At 42.0% G+C, this 16,078-nt stretch carries 10 protein-coding genes; 7 read left to right on the plus strand and 3 right to left on the minus strand.

Features of this window, described 5'->3' with window-relative positions:
* Positions 1-9 precede the first annotated feature (9 nt).
* Positions 10-3,432 carry a TonB-dependent receptor gene (locus ABID99_RS13210; protein ID WP_373613970.1) on the minus strand — a complete coding sequence of 1,141 codons (3,423 nt, stop codon included), beginning with the start codon at positions 3,430-3,432 and terminating at the stop codon, positions 10-12.
* 138 nt (positions 3,433-3,570) lie between these two features.
* Positions 3,571-4,740: a FecR family protein gene (locus tag ABID99_RS13215; protein WP_373613971.1), complete on the minus strand. Its 1,170-nt coding sequence runs from the start codon at positions 4,738-4,740 to the stop codon at positions 3,571-3,573.
* A 139-nt stretch (positions 4,741-4,879) separates the two neighbouring features.
* On the opposite strand from ABID99_RS13215, the gene ABID99_RS13220 reads away from it, so the two are divergent.
* Positions 4,880-5,464 (plus strand): RNA polymerase sigma factor, encoded by a 585-nt coding sequence (locus tag ABID99_RS13220; protein WP_373613972.1) that lies wholly within the window; start codon positions 4,880-4,882, stop codon positions 5,462-5,464.
* Between the two features lie 88 nt (positions 5,465-5,552).
* On the opposite strand, the gene ABID99_RS13225 is transcribed toward ABID99_RS13220, so the two are convergent.
* On the minus strand, positions 5,553-6,998 hold the full coding sequence (locus ABID99_RS13225; protein WP_373613973.1) for a phytoene desaturase family protein: 1,446 nt from the start codon (positions 6,996-6,998) through the stop codon (positions 5,553-5,555).
* A gap of 449 nt (positions 6,999-7,447) precedes the next feature.
* On the opposite strand from ABID99_RS13225, the gene ABID99_RS13230 reads away from it, so the two are divergent.
* The 6 genes from ABID99_RS13230 to ABID99_RS13255 all read left to right on the plus strand — a co-directional run bounded on the left by ABID99_RS13230 (position 7,448) and on the right by ABID99_RS13255 (position 15,977).
* Complete coding sequence (locus ABID99_RS13230) at positions 7,448-8,710, plus strand: glycoside hydrolase family 2 TIM barrel-domain containing protein (RefSeq protein WP_090525169.1); 1,263 nt, start codon at positions 7,448-7,450, stop codon at positions 8,708-8,710.
* Positions 8,707-11,691, plus strand: a complete 2,985-nt coding sequence (locus tag ABID99_RS13235; protein ID WP_373613974.1) for a glycosyltransferase family 2 protein — start codon at positions 8,707-8,709, stop codon at positions 11,689-11,691. Before ABID99_RS13230 ends, ABID99_RS13235 begins: the two co-directional genes overlap by 4 nt.
* A gap of 6 nt (positions 11,692-11,697) precedes the next feature.
* Positions 11,698-13,380, plus strand: coding sequence for a glycoside hydrolase family 26 protein (locus ABID99_RS13240; protein WP_373613975.1), 1,683 nt, complete (start codon positions 11,698-11,700; stop codon positions 13,378-13,380).
* A 124-nt stretch (positions 13,381-13,504) separates the two neighbouring features.
* Positions 13,505-14,455: a manganese catalase family protein gene (locus ABID99_RS13245; protein WP_373613976.1), complete on the plus strand. Its 951-nt coding sequence runs from the start codon at positions 13,505-13,507 to the stop codon at positions 14,453-14,455.
* 298 nt (positions 14,456-14,753) lie between these two features.
* Positions 14,754-15,608 (plus strand): SDR family oxidoreductase, encoded by an 855-nt coding sequence (locus tag ABID99_RS13250; RefSeq protein WP_373613977.1) that lies wholly within the window; start codon positions 14,754-14,756, stop codon positions 15,606-15,608.
* Between the two features lie 117 nt (positions 15,609-15,725).
* Positions 15,726-15,977, plus strand: a complete 252-nt coding sequence (locus ABID99_RS13255) for a hypothetical protein (protein ID WP_188831807.1) — start codon at positions 15,726-15,728, stop codon at positions 15,975-15,977.
* Positions 15,978-16,078: the final 101 nt, after the last annotated feature.

Raw genomic sequence — 16,078 nt, forward strand, 5'->3', positions numbered from 1 at the left:
GTGGGCTAATTAAAAGGAAACGTTCAAACCAAAAGAGTAGATTTTATTTTGCGGGTACTGCACCTGGTCGCCGCTACCATAACGCTCAGGATCAAGGCCTTTAAATTTGGTTATGGTTAACAGGTTATCGCCCGCGAAATAAACCCTTAACCTGTTGATACCTACTTTTTTGGTAAGCTGTGACGGCAGGGTGTAACCAAACACCAGGTTTTTAAGCCTCAAATACGATGCATCCTGCAGGAAATACGATGACCTGCGGCCTATTTTATCAGGTGCACTTTGCCCGAAATAAAGACGCGGCATAGTGGCTGAAGGATGCTCAGGAGTCCAGGCATTCAGCCAATCGGTAGTTGGTGAAGATCCCTGTACAAATGGTATTGTGCCCCAACCTGATACATAAGATTTAACACCGTAAACGCCTTGCATCATGGCTGATAAGTCAAAGCCTTTAAAGCTGGCCGATAAGTTAAATGAGTAGTTTAATTTTGGATAAACACCACCGATTATTGTACGGTCATTTTGATCAATTTTACCATCGCCGTTTACATCTTTATATTTCAGGTCGCCAGGTAAGGTAGAGTCAGAAAACTGTTTAGGAGAATTAGCTACCTCTGCTGCCGACTGAAAGATCCCGATAACCTGCAGCATGTAGAATGAGTTCCACGGCTGTCCGTTTTGGTTGATGGTATAATCTCCAATTTCTGTTTGACCAAATTTCACCAGTTTGTTACGGTTATGATCAACATTTGCGCCTACATTAAAGGCTAAGCCCCTTAAAGCGCCATCAGTTATTACATTATTGTACGATATACCAAGCTCAATACCCCTGTTATTTACCGATCCGTCATTAATGGTGGGTGCACTTAAGCCCACAGCTGCGGTAACCTGTGCCTGCCTTAAAATATCAGACGTTGTTTTATTATACCAATCGGCAGTTAAATTAAAGTTTTTGAAAACTGTTACATCCAAACCAATGTCGGTCATAGTAGTGGTTTCCCATTTAATAGCCGGATTGTTGAGGTTTTGCTGAGCTACGCCAGTTAACAGTGTCGAATTATCAAAAGAATAATTGCCGGTAAAGTTCAATAAAGCCTGATACGGATAGTTGGCACCATAGCCGTTCATTACTATGTTTTGATTGCCCAACTGTCCCCATGAACCTCTTAGTTTGAAATTATCCAGCCAGGTTAAATTCATGGCTTTTACTAAAGGCTCTTCAGTAACCCTCCAGCCGGCTGAAAACGATGGGAATACACCCCATTTGTTTTTACCGGCGAATTTTGAACTTCCGTCATCACGGATGTTGCCCTCTAAAAGGTAACGCCCTTTATAGTCGTAATTTACACGACCGAAATAAGACATTAAGGCCCATTGGTTACTGGTTCCGTTTGCGTTTTGAATATCAGAACCACCTGCGTTTAACTCCTGCAGGTCCAGATCGGCAAAGTTTTTACGGTAACCTGATAAGTACTGATATTTACTTTGCTCAATGCTATAGCCAAATTGTGCTTTAATATTATGCCCATGAAAATTGTGCGCATAGTTCAGGTAACTGAACAGGTTGGTATAAACGGTTTGCTCGTCCTGATCTGTTAAACCTTTACCCAGGTCAAGAGATGTTGCCAGTTGATTAGTGCGGAAATTATACTCATCCAGCGTAGCTTTAAAGTCCTTGTACTTATCCATGTTAAAGTTTACCGCGCCTTTAGTATACCAGGAAATATCTTTAGTAAACTGCACTTCAAACCAGCCCTGGGCGTTTACAGCGTAATCATTGGTGATCCTTCTGAAGTTTTGATCAAGTACAGCTATCGGGTTTTTATTGTTATACTCAAAGTCATAAGCTTTGTAGGTGTACCGCCCGCTACCATCAGCTAAATATGGACCATAAGTAGGCGCCTGCGACATGGCCGAAAGGAAAAGATCCATCGAAGAACCATCCCACTGACTTGGTGATGAAGGATTACCGGCTACAGCACCCCTGGTGCCTGATTTTAACAATACGTTGGTGCCGAATTTTATATGATCGTTAATCTTTGAAGTCAGATTGATCCGTGCGCTATATCGCTTATAATCAAAGCCCCTTTCAATACCGTCCTGGTTAACATATCCCAATGACACGTTATACGTAGTTTTTTCACTGCCTCCGTTAAATGTCAGGTTATGGTTTTGTGTTACAGCAGTCCTGAATATCAGGCTCGGCCAATCGGTATTAGGATAGCGTACCCTATCTGTAGCGTTACGATACAGATCGATCTGGTCCTGCGGATAAAGTGAGTTAGGATCTGTTGTGCCGCTGTTGATGCGTGCCTGGTTAAACATCTCCATATATTGGGCAGAGTTGGTCACCAGTTTAAACATCTTGGTCGGGCTGTTGTACCCTAAGTTACCATCGTAAGTAACAGACATTTGTCCGGCCTTGCCTTGCTTGGTTGTTACAAGCACCACGCCGTTGGCAGCCCTTGAACCGTATATTGATGCAGATGCAGCGTCTTTCAAAACAGATACATTGTCGATATCGGTTGGGTTAAGATCGCTGAAGTTACCGGGAACACCATCTATCAATACTAACGGATCAGAACCGGCGCCACTGAATGTGCTGTTACCGCGAATCCGGATAGATACGCTCTCGTTGCCCGGCTCGCCTGAGCCTGTGTTGATCTGAACACCCGGTGCAAGACCTTCAAGCATAGATGCAGTGTTAACGACAGGGCGTTTATTCAATGTCTCGCCGGATACCGATGATACAGCACCTGTAAGGTTTGCTTTCTTTTGCGTACCATAACCAACCACTACAATTTCGTTTAGTGCCGATGTTTGCTCTTTAAGCGTTACATCAATTTTGGTTTGATTGCCTACAGGTACCTCCCGGGTAACAAAACCCACAAAGCTGAATACCAACACTGCGCTATTGTCATTCACAGTAACAGTATAATTGCCATCAATATTGGTCTGTACACCCGTGTTGGTACCTTTAACCTTTACTGTAACACCCGGTAAAGACATGCCTTTCTGATCTTTTACCGTACCGGTAATCGTTATTACCTGTACCGGTTTCTTTTCGGCGGGTTTGGGGGTAACTACAATGGTAGTGTTATTAATTACATAGCTAAAAGGCTGATCTCGGAAACATTGCTGCAATGCTTCTTCCAATCCCGCATCTTTAAGGTCGACGTTTACAGGAAGTGCCTTTTTTAGCATTTTGGAATTGTAGAGTACACTATATCCGCTTTGCCTGTGGATGTCTTTAAGCGTTTCAACAAGCGAAGCGTTATTTTTACTAAGACTTATCCTTTGCGCAAACGTGGTTGAGGCACTTACCTGAAGTATCGAAACCAGACACAAAAAGAACGACAATTTCATGATCAGAAATATTTTTGATACGGCACGGGGTATCTGCCCGCGCTTTAATGCAGTAGAATTTTTGTACATTTGAATGTTAGGTTAAATAACTGGTTGTGAGAAAAAATGATCGTTAACTGACCTGATTGCTATCCGTAGCTTGAGCCAGGGGCGGTGCGAACGCTCCTGGTTACTTTCTTTTTGGGATAGCATTATGTAAGTATGAGGTTACTTCATAATGATAACCCTCCTTCCTTCAATTTTATAGTGAATACTACCGGTAAGCTTGATATTATCAAGCAATTCTTTAATGTCTTTATATTTTGAGATGGTACCGCCAAATTCATTTTCCTGAACCTGCGTATCCTGATACTCAATATCCACGTCATACCAGCGGCTCACCTGCTTCATGATATTCACAATGCTTTGATCATGAAATATAAAAAAGCCGTTTATCCAGGCCATATTGGCTTCAACATCGGCCTTTTGTACTTTTATTGATGAACCATTTTGGTTTACAGTTCCCTGTTGGCCAGGTAAAAGCATTATTGCGGCTGTGCCTTTACTCATTTTAACCGAGCCTTCAAGCAGGGTGGTGGTAATATCAGGGTTATCGCTATAAGCGTTAATGTTAAAGTGGGTGCCGAATACCTGCACCTGTGTACCATTAGCCTTAACTATAAATGGATGGGCTTTATCCCTTGCTACCTCAAAATAGGCCTCACCGTTTAATTCAATTTCACGGTTCGCCCCGGTAAAATACTCCGGGAATTTGATTGACGATGCTGCATTAAGCTGCACCTTGGTGCCGTCTTCCAATACTACCTGGTATTGGCCGCCACGCGGTGTGGTGATGGTATTGATTTGTGGGATACCTGCCTGCCCTTGTTCGTTTGGCTTCCTGTCAAATTTATAAACCACTAAACCGTTGGCTGCTTTGCTTACTTTTACGCCCATCCCTGCTGCCAATTGACCATTTTTGGCGTCATCAAGTACTATTTTATTGCCATTGGCCAAAGTGAGATATGCTTTGTTGCTTCCGGGTAATATGGTTGTTTTAGTATTCTTAACTATTGTACCTGTGGTATTATCCTTTTTTGTAGGCATAAACAGCAAGCCAGCCAATACAGCTATAGCAACTAATGAAGCAGCCGCCCATAACCATTTGTAGCTCGTTTGTTTAAGAGGTTTTATGACAACAGCCTTTTGTCTGCTTTCAGTTAATTTTTTCCAAATCCGCGCATGTACATCGGCTTCACTTACCTCTTCATCATCCCAAACCTCGTCGGCTAACTGCATTTCATCGCGATATGTATCCAATAGCTGTTTTTCAGCATCAGTGCATTGGCCGCTCATATATTTTTCATACAGCGCAAGGAACTCGTTCTTAGTTATCATCAGGTTGCAATTGCAGGTTTATATGATGTTAGTGTAAATTTTATGCCGGCACACACATACATTTTTATTTTTTTTTACGCCCAGGCTTAAAGGTTAAATAATTTTGATCGGCTTTTCCTAATTTTATCCAACCAATTGTATGTACAATTCTCATATTAGTGATCAGGAACTGTGGCTTGCCGTACGTAAGGACGATGAGCACGCGTTCGCCCTACTTTTTGACCGGTACTGGGTAAGGTTATATAAGACTGCCCTCCGGTACCTAAAAGACCGTGAAAATAGTGAAGAAGCAGTACATGATGTTTTCCTGAATATCTGGGATCGCCGGTATCAACTGGACATAGAATCTGTCCCCAATTTTCTGCTCTCGGCCATCCGCTACCAGGTTTATAATCGCATGCGTGCGGCAAAGCGCCCGGTCATCCTGGAATTAGATAATCTGGAAGCAGGCAATTTCCCCGACTACAACCAGGGTGATTTCCGGATCAAAAATCAGGAGTTGTTACAGGAACTGAGTTATTACCTGGAGAAGTTGCCCAAGCGCTGCCAGGAAATATTTTACATGAGCCGCATGGAAAACCTGAGTAACCAGGAAATTGCCGCCCGCTTAGGAATATCCAAACGAACGGTTGAAAACCAGATAACCGTGGCATTGAAACACCTAAGGAGCTGTTTCAAGCAAGTTTCAACGATGCTTTGCCTGTACTATATGTTTTTTAAATAATGCGGGGGGGGATGGTGCACGGCTTTGCGAAGCCTATTGTCATTTTAGGTATGAAGAGCTATTGGGACTTCTGAGCTTTGATTAATAATTATGATTGAATGCTGATGTTAAACACATCTTTTAAAGCACGTTTGGCCGAATGGTAGCCGCACATACCATGTACCCCTCCTCCCGGCGGTGTGGATGATGAACAGATATAAATCCCCTTTGCCGATGTGCGGTATGGTGAGCGGCGCAATACCGGCCGGGTAAACAACTGGCCAATGTCAATTACCCCGCCGTTAATATCACCTCCGATATAATTGGGATTATAGTTTTCCAGTTGCCCTGTGTTAAAAGTATGCCTGCCTATGATGCGTTCGCGGAAACCAGGGGCAAAACGCTCCACTTGTTTTTCGATAATATCGGTCATGTCTTTGTTTGATCCGTTGGGAACGTGGCAGTATGCCCAGGCGGTATGCTTGCCCCGGGGTGCACGGGTATTATCAAAAAGGCTTTGCTGGGCCAGCAGTACAAATGGTTTTTCGGGGTGCAAACCGTCCCAGATTTGCTGTTCACATGCAGCAATTTCCCTCAGCGTACCGCCAATATGTACCGTTCCTGCTTGCCGGGCCTCTCCTGCTTTAAACGGAATAACATCGTCAAGCGCCCAGTCAACTTTAAAAACACCCATCCCGTAACGATAACGTTCCAGTTGCCATTTATACAATGATGAAAATTTATGTCCGGCAATTTGCAGCAGTTGTTTTGGCGTAACATCAAACAAAATTGTCTTTGCCGATGGCAGCTGATCAAAATTATTGATGTAGGTATTGGTTTCTATCCTGCCCCCTATTGATGTAAAGTATGATGCCAGTGCCTCCGCTATTTTTACCGAGCCGCCTTTAGGCACAGGCCAGCCTTTTAAATGCCCGTTAACCATCAATACTAAAGCAATTGCAGATGTGGTAAGATTTGTTAGCGGCAGAATGCTATGAGCAGCCATCCCGGCTAAAAGCCCTTTGGCTTCCTCAGTTTTAAAGCGTTTGGCCAAATAGTTTACTGAAGTTAAAGCATCCAGCCCAAAAGCAGCCAGGTGGACCGGATGTTTGGGAAAAGTAAGCGGACCTAAAACATCAGACGCCAAACCGGGCCACGAAGTTACCAGGGGGGCCATCAGTTTGATGTAGGTATCCCTGTCGGCACCTAACAGATTGGCAGTTTCAACAATGGATTTTTTAAGTACCGCGGCGGTTCCATTATCAAAGGGATGCGCTGCAGATATTGTGGGATAAATATATTCAAGGCCGTGCTCACGCAGTGGCAGTGTTTCAAAAAATGGCGAACCAACTGCCAGCGGATGAATAGCTGAGCAAACATCATGCTTATAACCAGGCAGGGTTAGTTCTTCAGTACGTAAACCGCCGCCAATAGTACTTTTTCCTTCAAGCAGTAACACCGAAAGTCCGTTTTGTTGCAACAATATGGCTGCCGCAAGGCCATTTGGCCCCGAGCCTACTATTACTGCGTCATAATCATGCTTTTCCGGTTTCACAGGTATCTGTATTTTGGATTTGCCCGCTACTAATTTGCCTTAGTAAAACGCGCACTGACGATTTAAGTTATCAGGCACAATATACACATCATTTCTTGTCGCCTTGCCTTTACGTTCTATAAATTCGGGCAATTTATCCTGCAAATGTCCCCCAAATCATGCCGGCAGTAAGGTGTATCTGCTAACATCTGGCCCCCTCCTCTTAATTCCTGATCTACATATAAACTATTAATTATACTTTCCGTATACAGTCAATATTTACATGATTTTTTGAATATTCGCAACATGAACCAAAACCTGCAGTTGGAATTTCCTTTTATTAAAAGGCGAAGAGTTTTATATGTAGCTACAAAAATTTCGTTTGCATTTTTAAATGAACCGAACTACTATTTATGAGATGTCCTCTTTTACGATTAATTATTAGTTGTCTGATACTTTGCCTTTCTTTTTTGTCTTGTAATCGATCACAGCCTCGCAATGTCAATAAAAATGGAGTTTACATCAAAAACGAAAATGGCAAATATTCGCTGTACCGTAATGGTGAGCCATTTTTCATAAAAGGAGCTTCCGGTTTTACAAATTTAAAACAGTTAAACGAGGCTGGAGGCAATACGATAAGGGTTTGGGACACCTTAAATTTAGGAAGTATTTTAGATTCGGCACAGGCCCATCATTTAGCTGTAATAGCAGGTTTGCCAATGCCACCAAGCGAAAGTATAGATGACTTTTATAAAACCCCGAAGGCCAGTGCCCATGTTACCAAAATTGCCGGGATTGTTAATAGATTTAAGCATCATCCCGCGCTTTTGAGCTGGTGCGTGGGCAATGAGCTTGCATTCCCTTACAAACCGAAATACAATCAGTTTTATACCATATTTAATGCCGTGGTCGACATGATCCACCAGGATGATCCGCAGCATCCGGTTACTACAACCATTATGTCCTTTCAAAAGAAAAACATTGTCAATATTAAGCTGCGGACGAAGATTGACTTCATCTCATTCAATATTTTTGGTTCGATCCAAACTTTAAATGAAGATCTTCAGAAATTCAATTGGTTTTGGGATGGCCCGTTCCTGATAACAGAATGGGGAATTGAAGGGCCCTGGGTTGCAGACAATCAAAATGCTTGGGGGGCTTATATTGAAAATACCAGCACAAAAAAGGCGGAGCAATATCTTTCTATCTATGAAAAGTACATGCCGGTTAATAACTCCAGGTTTCTGGGGTCGATGGTGTTTTATTGGGGCCAAAAACAGGAACTAACGCCAACCTGGTTCAGTATGTTTGATGAAAATGGCTCCGAAACCGAGGCCGTTCAGGTGATGCATTATATCTGGACGGGCCAAAAAGCGTCTAAGAAAGCCCCTGTGCTGAAATACATGTTGGTAGATGGAAAAGGTGCCAGGGACAATATCTTATTTAAGCCTGGCATAACAATAAACAGCAAAGTGTATCTTGAAGATCCTGATACCACCGGCTTAACATTTAAATGGGAAATATTTGCGGAGGATTGGTTCAAACCCAATGGCGTTTTTAACCAAAAGAAACCAAAGGAGATTAAAAGTTTAATAATCGGGCAAAGCGGGCCGGACTTGAAGTTTAAAGTACCCGCCACAGAAGGCCCTTATCGCTTATTGGTTTATGTATATGATCAAAAGGGCTCTTTTGCTACCTCAAACACTCCCTTTTATGTATTAAAAAATCCATGAACAATACTATAAAACCACCTTCCAAACGGCAATTATTTTATTTAAGGCTGATGATTATCATCGGTTTGCTTTGTATGTTTTTTTTGATACATAGCCTGCTCAGAAAATCAGTTATTGGTTATCAGCCATTGTATTGGCTATTAATATCAACCTTTGTTTATACCTTTTTTAAGGTAATATATGAGTGGTATCATTATTGGTCAATAAGCGTTCCGCCTGCTTTACCCATAACGAAACAATATACGGTAGACATATTTACCACGTTTTGCGCAGGTGAACCATATGAAATGATTGTTGAAACACTTACTGCAATTCAGGCTATACGCTATCCTCATGAAACCTTTTTATGTGACGAGGCCGATGATCCTTACCTGAAATCAGTTTGTAAAGAACTGGGTGTTCATCACATAACAAGAACTAAAAAGATCAACGCCAAAGCCGGCAATATTAATAACGCATTAGCCCAGTCATCAGGCGAACTATGTGTAATTCTTGATCCTGACCATATACCCGTACCCGAATTTTTGGATCCGATAATAGCTCATTTTGATAACCCGGAAATTGGTTATGTGCAAATTGTGCAGGCCTATTACAATCATGACATTGGATGGATAGCTAAAGGCGCGGCACAACAAACCTATCAGTTTTACGGCCCGATGATGATGTGCATGAACAGTTATGGAACTGTCCAGGCTATAGGCGCCAATTGTACTTTCAGGCGAACAGCTTTGGAATCCATTGGCGGACATGCTGCCGGGCTGGCTGAAGATATGCATACGGCAATGCAGCTCCATGCACGCAATTGGAAATCCGTTTATGTACCCGCTGTGTTGACCCGAGGCCTGGTTCCGGCTACTTTGTCAGCTTATTATAAGCAACAATTGAAATGGTCGCGGGGGGTTTTTGAGCTTCTGGTGACTTCCTACGTTAAACTTTTTAGAAAATTCAACTGGCGGCAGAAACTTCATTACGGCCTTTTACCTCTATTTTACTTATCTGGTTTTGTATTTCTTATTAATTTTTCAATTCCGGTCATATCCCTGTTCACAGATGCTTTCCCGTTAAGGATGGACTTTTCTGAATTTTTAGTTATCAGTGTTCCTTTTATAACTTCAGTTGTCCTGATCAGGCATTTTGTTCAGCAATGGGTAATGGAGGATAATGAGCGGGGGTTTCATGTGGTGGGGGGATTACTGCTCATAGGTACATGGTGGGTTTTCATATTAGGTTTTGTCTATACTATTATCAGGAAGAACGTTCCCTACATAGCAACCCCCAAGGATATCAAAGATGAAAAAAATTTAAAAAACAACTTACCTAATATTGTAGTGTTGGTTGTATCCATTGCAGCCATTATTTACGGTCTTTACAACGACTGGAACCCCTATACACTTTTCATGTCCGGCATCGTTGGTCTGAACTGTATGTTCATGATATTTATGCTTATCGCAAGTTCAGAACTCAAGTTTCAGGCCTACCTTGATAAACATGCAACATTATTTACGGTTGTTTCAAAAATACAGCATGTTAAAATATTTTTTTGGCTGTTAAGAAGAAAGATATATTTTGGTGTAAGGAAAGTTAGCCTGATACTTAGCATATTAGTGGTTGGCATCTGCATCTATGCTTCTCAGGAATCGGATGAAGATGCAAGCTTTAATGTTGCGCGTGGTTTCGATGCAAAGAATGATAATAGCAAAAAGTCTTTTGCCGAGTTCATCTCCTCATCAGATACCACCGGGTTATCCCAATTGGTCAGGCAATCGCGACTTTACAATAGCACTTCGAGAAAGTTTTCAGATACTTCGACAAATATTATTGAACAAGATCCAGTTACCGGTCAAAAACGTCTATCAGTAAACCCTCCATTTTTTTCTTCAGTAAAAGGCGTAATCTACTCTAAAGGAAACTACTGGTACAAGAACATAGCTCCTCTAACCAAAAAAATGATAGTGAATGATTTTGAAGACATTAGAAAAGCGGGGATAAATACCATAAAAATATATGGACCTAATATTTACGACCACTCAATTTTTGAAGCAGCGGGACAAAAGGGCTTAAAAATTAATTATAGCTTTTGGGTGCCTGCCCCATCAAGCTTCATTAATGATACCACCTACCTGCACGAGCAATTCAATATCATCCTTAACACCATAAATAAAAATAAATCAAACCCTAACATCAGTGCCTGGAATTTAGGCAATAGTACCTACCAGCAACTATCCCAATTTTATCATGGGCCACAGTTGTACCAGGCCCAACAGCATTATATCAATTTGTTAAAACGTTTGGTAAATGAAATTAAACATGAAGACCCAACAAGGCCATTAACCATCGACCTTTTATCCTCTCCCACACTCAACCCTGCTATGCAAATATTAAAGGGGCAAATACCGGCAATTGATGCTTTCGGAGTAATTGTTGATAATAAACGGTCATTGAAATATGTTAGCTGTGATTTTAAAACGCCTTATTTTTTCAGTTGCACTGATCCCGGTGCACTCGAAGGTGTACAGCATTCCGGCGGAATTTTTTACGCTAACTGGCAGGATCAACAAAGCGGCACTGCTGTCACGTTTGACGGTTTAAAAGATGTATGGGGCAGAAATAAACGTTACCTTTATAAAATAAGCAGGAACTGGAATGGCAATACACCTATCTATAATTTGCCCGATATTAAAATACTAAAACCTGCATTAACAACTACTCCCGGAGCATCCCTGCGCTATAACGCCCTGGTATTTTCCTACGGCCATTGGAATATCGCCGCCTATTTAAAAACCGGATTGAAATTTGAATGGTATCTTGTCAAAACAGACAATTTGGGTAACGCTACCGGCATGAAAAAGGTAGGAAGCAGTCCGGACGTATACATTACGATTCCAAAAAATGACGACAGATACAGGCTGTACCTTGTTGCAACCGATGGCAATAATGTAACTGTTGATTACGCAACATTAAATACCCCTCTTCAAAATTAATCGTCAATGAAAAAAAAGTCCGTAAAGATTTATTTAGCGATCAGTTTAGGTATAATCTTCGTTATATCCTTTTGGGGCATTAAACTTTTCCGCAGTGATTATTTTACAAATGACTACTACCGCAGCAACGAACAGGTGGTTGGCATATTTAACCGCAGGAATTTAAGTGATACCTTACCGGCCAAACCCATTATTTGTTACACGGCAGTGTTTAAAAATACAGCTATAAGGTCAAGCCGGGGCAATGTTGAAACAGCTTTGGCTAACAATGATGTATTAATTACCGTGGAAACCTGGCTTAAAGGCGTAGATTATCAAAACAACGTTTTAACTGAAGTGCTTAATGGTGGTTTTGATAAGCAGATCAATGAACTGGCCGTTTTGGCGGCAAAAAGTCACCATCAGGTTTTTATCCGCTGGAATCCTGACATGGAAGTACCGGCCAGCGTATTTCCGTGGCAATATAAATCGCCTAAAAACTATATTACTTCATTTAATTATTTTTCAAAAAAAATTAAAATGATTGCCCCAAAGGCACAAATCATCTGGGGGCCCTCAGGTTATCCCGGCGATACCGAATACTGGCCCGGAAATAGGATTGTTGATTATGTAAGTATAACACTTGGAAGCAAATCAGAAGATACCACTCACTTTTATCCAAAAGACAGTACGGTTTCTGATATGTTAAAACATAAGCTTCATCGCTTAAGGTTTATAGACAAACCTGTATTGATCATTGATAATGCCGGAAAAACACCTTTTAAATACAGTTGGCTAAACCAACAAAAAGACTACTTTATAAAATACCGGAATACCGTATACAGTGCCGACAACTACGCGGATAGTGCAGCTAAAAAGCCGGTAAGGACCTCGCTCAAGATTGGGGTATTTGATCCAAATAAAAAACTGCTCAATCAACCGAGAATTAGTGTAGAACATCTTTTTACAGATTGGGGCGAAGTTGAAAGAGGCGATTTTGAGAAAAAATTTTCGGAGGTCATTAACCGTCACCATGAAGTTATTGTAACTATGGAGCCATGGCGTGACACCAGCGGAATACTGGATACTGCTGTTATGGAAAGTATTTTAAACGGCCGTTATAACAAACAGATTAAAAAATTATTTAATATAATTTCTGCCACACAAAACATCGTTTATCTCAGATGGATGCATGAAATGGAAATCCCGATCCACCGGTACAAGTGGCAAAGCCAGGATCCTGTTAACTACATCAACGCCTTCAGATATTTTATGCAGTTTGACGGAGGGCCGGGCAAAAATGTCAGAAAGGTTTGGGGACCTGCCGGCGACCGGGGCTCGGCAGATTTTTGGCCCGGAAGCGATGTAGTAGATTATATCAGTATAGCCATTTACGGTTTGCCGGATAAAAACATTACCGATCAGGATAAGCAGGAAGCCTTTAGCACCATATTTAACCGAAAATATTTTCGGATGAGGTTTCTTGATAAGCCTTTGTTCATAACCGAATTTGGTGTGAAGGGATCAGAAAGCTTCCAGGACAAATGGCTTGCCGATGCCGCTGAAACAATAAATGCAAACCCTCATATTTTTGGCGTTTGCTACTTTAATTTGTATGACAACCCCAAAGCCTGGGGTGATATTAAAGCCCCTAACTGGAGTATTACTCCGCAGTCGATGCTTAAATTTTGCAGTTTATTGAAACAGTAATCATATTAACGATTTGTAAAATAGATCACTTATATTTTCATATTAAATAAATTTTTTAAATTATAAAACATAAAACATTGCCCATGGTTGTATCATAACACTATCTACTCTAAAATCAAATGTTATGTTTCACCATGTAAAAGAACTACAATTTAACGCGCGCGTGTCGCGCCCCGACCCACAGTTTGCCAATTTATTACTGGAGCAGTTTGGCGGAGAGAATGGCGAATTGGCCGCAGCCATGCAATACTTCACGCAGGCCTTTGGTGCCAAGGTGCCATACCCCGACAAATATGATATGTTGATGGATATCGCCACCGAGGAATTCAGTCACCTTGAAATTGTGGGCGCCACTATTCAAATGTTGCTCAAAGGCGTTAATGGCGAGCTTAAGAATGCTGCCGACAGTTCCGAGATCATGCAGGTTTTGAATGGTAAAGCTGCCAAAGAAGATATTATTCACCAGGCAGTATTCGCCAATCCACAGTTTGGCGTTATTACGGGCGGCGGTGTTACGCCCCGCAACAGCCAGGGTATACCATGGTGTGCCAGTTATATCCATTCAAATGGCGACCTGACCGTCGATCTTCGCAGTAATCTTGCCTCAGAGTCACGCGCCAAACTGGTTTATGAACACCTGATGAAGTTTACCAATGATCCTTACATCCACGAAACACTGTCCTTCCTGATGACCCGTGAAGTGGCGCATTACAAGATGTTCGAAGCGGCTTTAAACGATATCCAGCCAAACTTTCCACCAGGGGTACTGGCAGCCGATCCACGCTTTACACAGCAGTATTTCAATATGTCTAATGGTGCCGACGTTCACGGCCCGTGGAATGAAGGCGAAATGCCCGATTTGAAAAAAGAATTCATTTACATAGCTGACCCGGTCAAGCACGTCAGGGAAACACAGGGCCTCACCCAACTGGAAGACGATAAGGCGAGGGAACTTAAACAGGCCGAAAAGCTGAATAAGCAAATGAGCCAGGAAAAAAGCACAGAAGTAAAGGACTCTGAACCCGAAGGCGTGGCGCAATGGAGTACTTATCCTGATAATAATAACAGAGTCTGAAATACTAAAAAAAACAATGCTACCGGCCGTCATCCTGCTGATGACGGCTTTTACTAAACAGTTGCCCAGGCGTTTTTAATACCGCTGACTTCCCCCCCTTTTCGAGAGCTTTATATCGATCGATTTTAAAGAAAGTTTATTAGATCTGCACTCCCGTGCTTACAAAACATTTTCTAATTTTTTCAATATTATAAACATTTAAGAAAAAAAATCATTATTTAATTAAACAACTTCTAATAAGAGTCGGCATTCCGTTTTATTTAATCAACTCAACAACAAATTTTTTTTTTAAGAATTTATGATAACCAAAGAAGAAACACCGCAAAAACAGGACAGGCAGCCAGGCATTGAAGCAAAGATGCATCCGGCTCCGGAATACATTAAAGACAACTATAAAGCTGCCGGCAAGTTGCAGGGAAAAATAGCCCTGATTACCGGAGGCGACAGTGGGATTGGCCGCGCGGTAAGTGTACATTTTGCGCAGGAAGGTGCCAATGTGGCCATTGTTTACCTGGATGAGGATGAAGATGCCAAAATAACAAAGGACCTGGTTGAATTAACAGGTCAGCAATGCCTGCTCATTAAAGGAGACGTAAAAGACCCCGCCTTTTGCAAACACGCGGTACAACAAACTATAAAAGAATTTGGCAAGCTGAATATCCTGGTGAATAATGCAGGTATGCAGTTTCCGCAAAAAGACGTTAGGGCGATTGACCCCGGGCAACTGGATGTTACCTTCCGCACCAATATATTTGCCTATTTTTATTTTGCAGAAGCTGCATTAGATCATATGCATGCAGGCGATTGCATTATCAATACCACCTCGGTAACGGCCTATCGCTCTTCGCCTTCGCTTATTGATTACTCATCAACCAAAGGCGCTATCACCACGTTTACGCGATCACTGGCTACCAACCTGACAGAAAAAGGGATCCGCGTTAACGCCGTAGCGCCCGGACCCGTCTGGACACCGCTTATTATATCCACCTTCGACGAAGAAAAGATCAAAAAGTTTGGCAGTGAAACGGCTATGAAACGTGCCGGACAGCCTTCTGAGCTTGGACCCGCCTATGTTTTCCTGGCATCAGACGACTCTTCCTTTATTACAGGCCAGGTAATCCATGTTAACGGCGGCGAAGTAGTAAACGGATAAGGTGACATCTGATAAAAGTAAACCCAAGAGCAGCATCAGTTATCTTCCTCCGGGCAGACAGGCTTGTTTAGCAGTAAAAGACAATCACCTTTTTTTAAACGTTATAATAGCATCACCATGAAAACAACAAATCTAATTATTGCGGTCGCTCTGTTGCTCTACGTCAGCACCGGCTGTAATCCTGCCGATCGAAATAGAAAAATAGGTGGCTCTACCGATAGCAGCAGTGTAAACAGGGGCGGCGGGCCATCCATCTCCGACACAAGCACCATAAACAGTGCAAGGAAACAACACCTACAGGATTCCTTAACCGGAGATACCACATCGAAAGGCAACGTGCCGCCGAGCGGCCAGCTGCCTAAAAAATAAGCGCTGTCGGTAAAGCTACCCCACGTTCAATACCAATTGCCTGTCAATTTTTATAACCTGTAAATTAAATATTTTTAATCTCCTTAATTTGTATTTAACTT

Origin of the sequence: Mucilaginibacter sp. OAE612 (assembly GCF_041806395.1) — a bacterium.
Taxonomy (GTDB): Bacteria; Bacteroidota; Bacteroidia; order Sphingobacteriales; family Sphingobacteriaceae; genus Mucilaginibacter; species Mucilaginibacter rubeus.

What these genes read in the sequence shown, in the direction of transcription:
- ABID99_RS13210 (WP_373613970.1), bottom strand. Translation starts at nt 3,432, where the DNA reads ATGTACAAAAATTCTACTGCATTAAAGCGCGGGCAGATACCCCGTGCC.
- ABID99_RS13215 (WP_373613971.1), bottom strand. Translation starts at nt 4,740, where the DNA reads ATGATAACTAAGAACGAGTTCCTTGCGCTGTATGAAAAATATATGAGC.
- ABID99_RS13220 (WP_373613972.1), top strand. Translation starts at nt 4,880, where the DNA reads ATGTACAATTCTCATATTAGTGATCAGGAACTGTGGCTTGCCGTACGT.
- ABID99_RS13235 (WP_373613974.1), top strand. Translation starts at nt 8,707, where the DNA reads ATGAACAATACTATAAAACCACCTTCCAAACGGCAATTATTTTATTTA.
- ABID99_RS13240 (WP_373613975.1), top strand. Translation starts at nt 11,698, where the DNA reads ATGAAAAAAAAGTCCGTAAAGATTTATTTAGCGATCAGTTTAGGTATA.
- ABID99_RS13245 (WP_373613976.1), top strand. Translation starts at nt 13,505, where the DNA reads ATGTTTCACCATGTAAAAGAACTACAATTTAACGCGCGCGTGTCGCGC.
- ABID99_RS13250 (WP_373613977.1), top strand. Translation starts at nt 14,754, where the DNA reads ATGATAACCAAAGAAGAAACACCGCAAAAACAGGACAGGCAGCCAGGC.
- ABID99_RS13255 (WP_188831807.1), top strand. Translation starts at nt 15,726, where the DNA reads ATGAAAACAACAAATCTAATTATTGCGGTCGCTCTGTTGCTCTACGTC.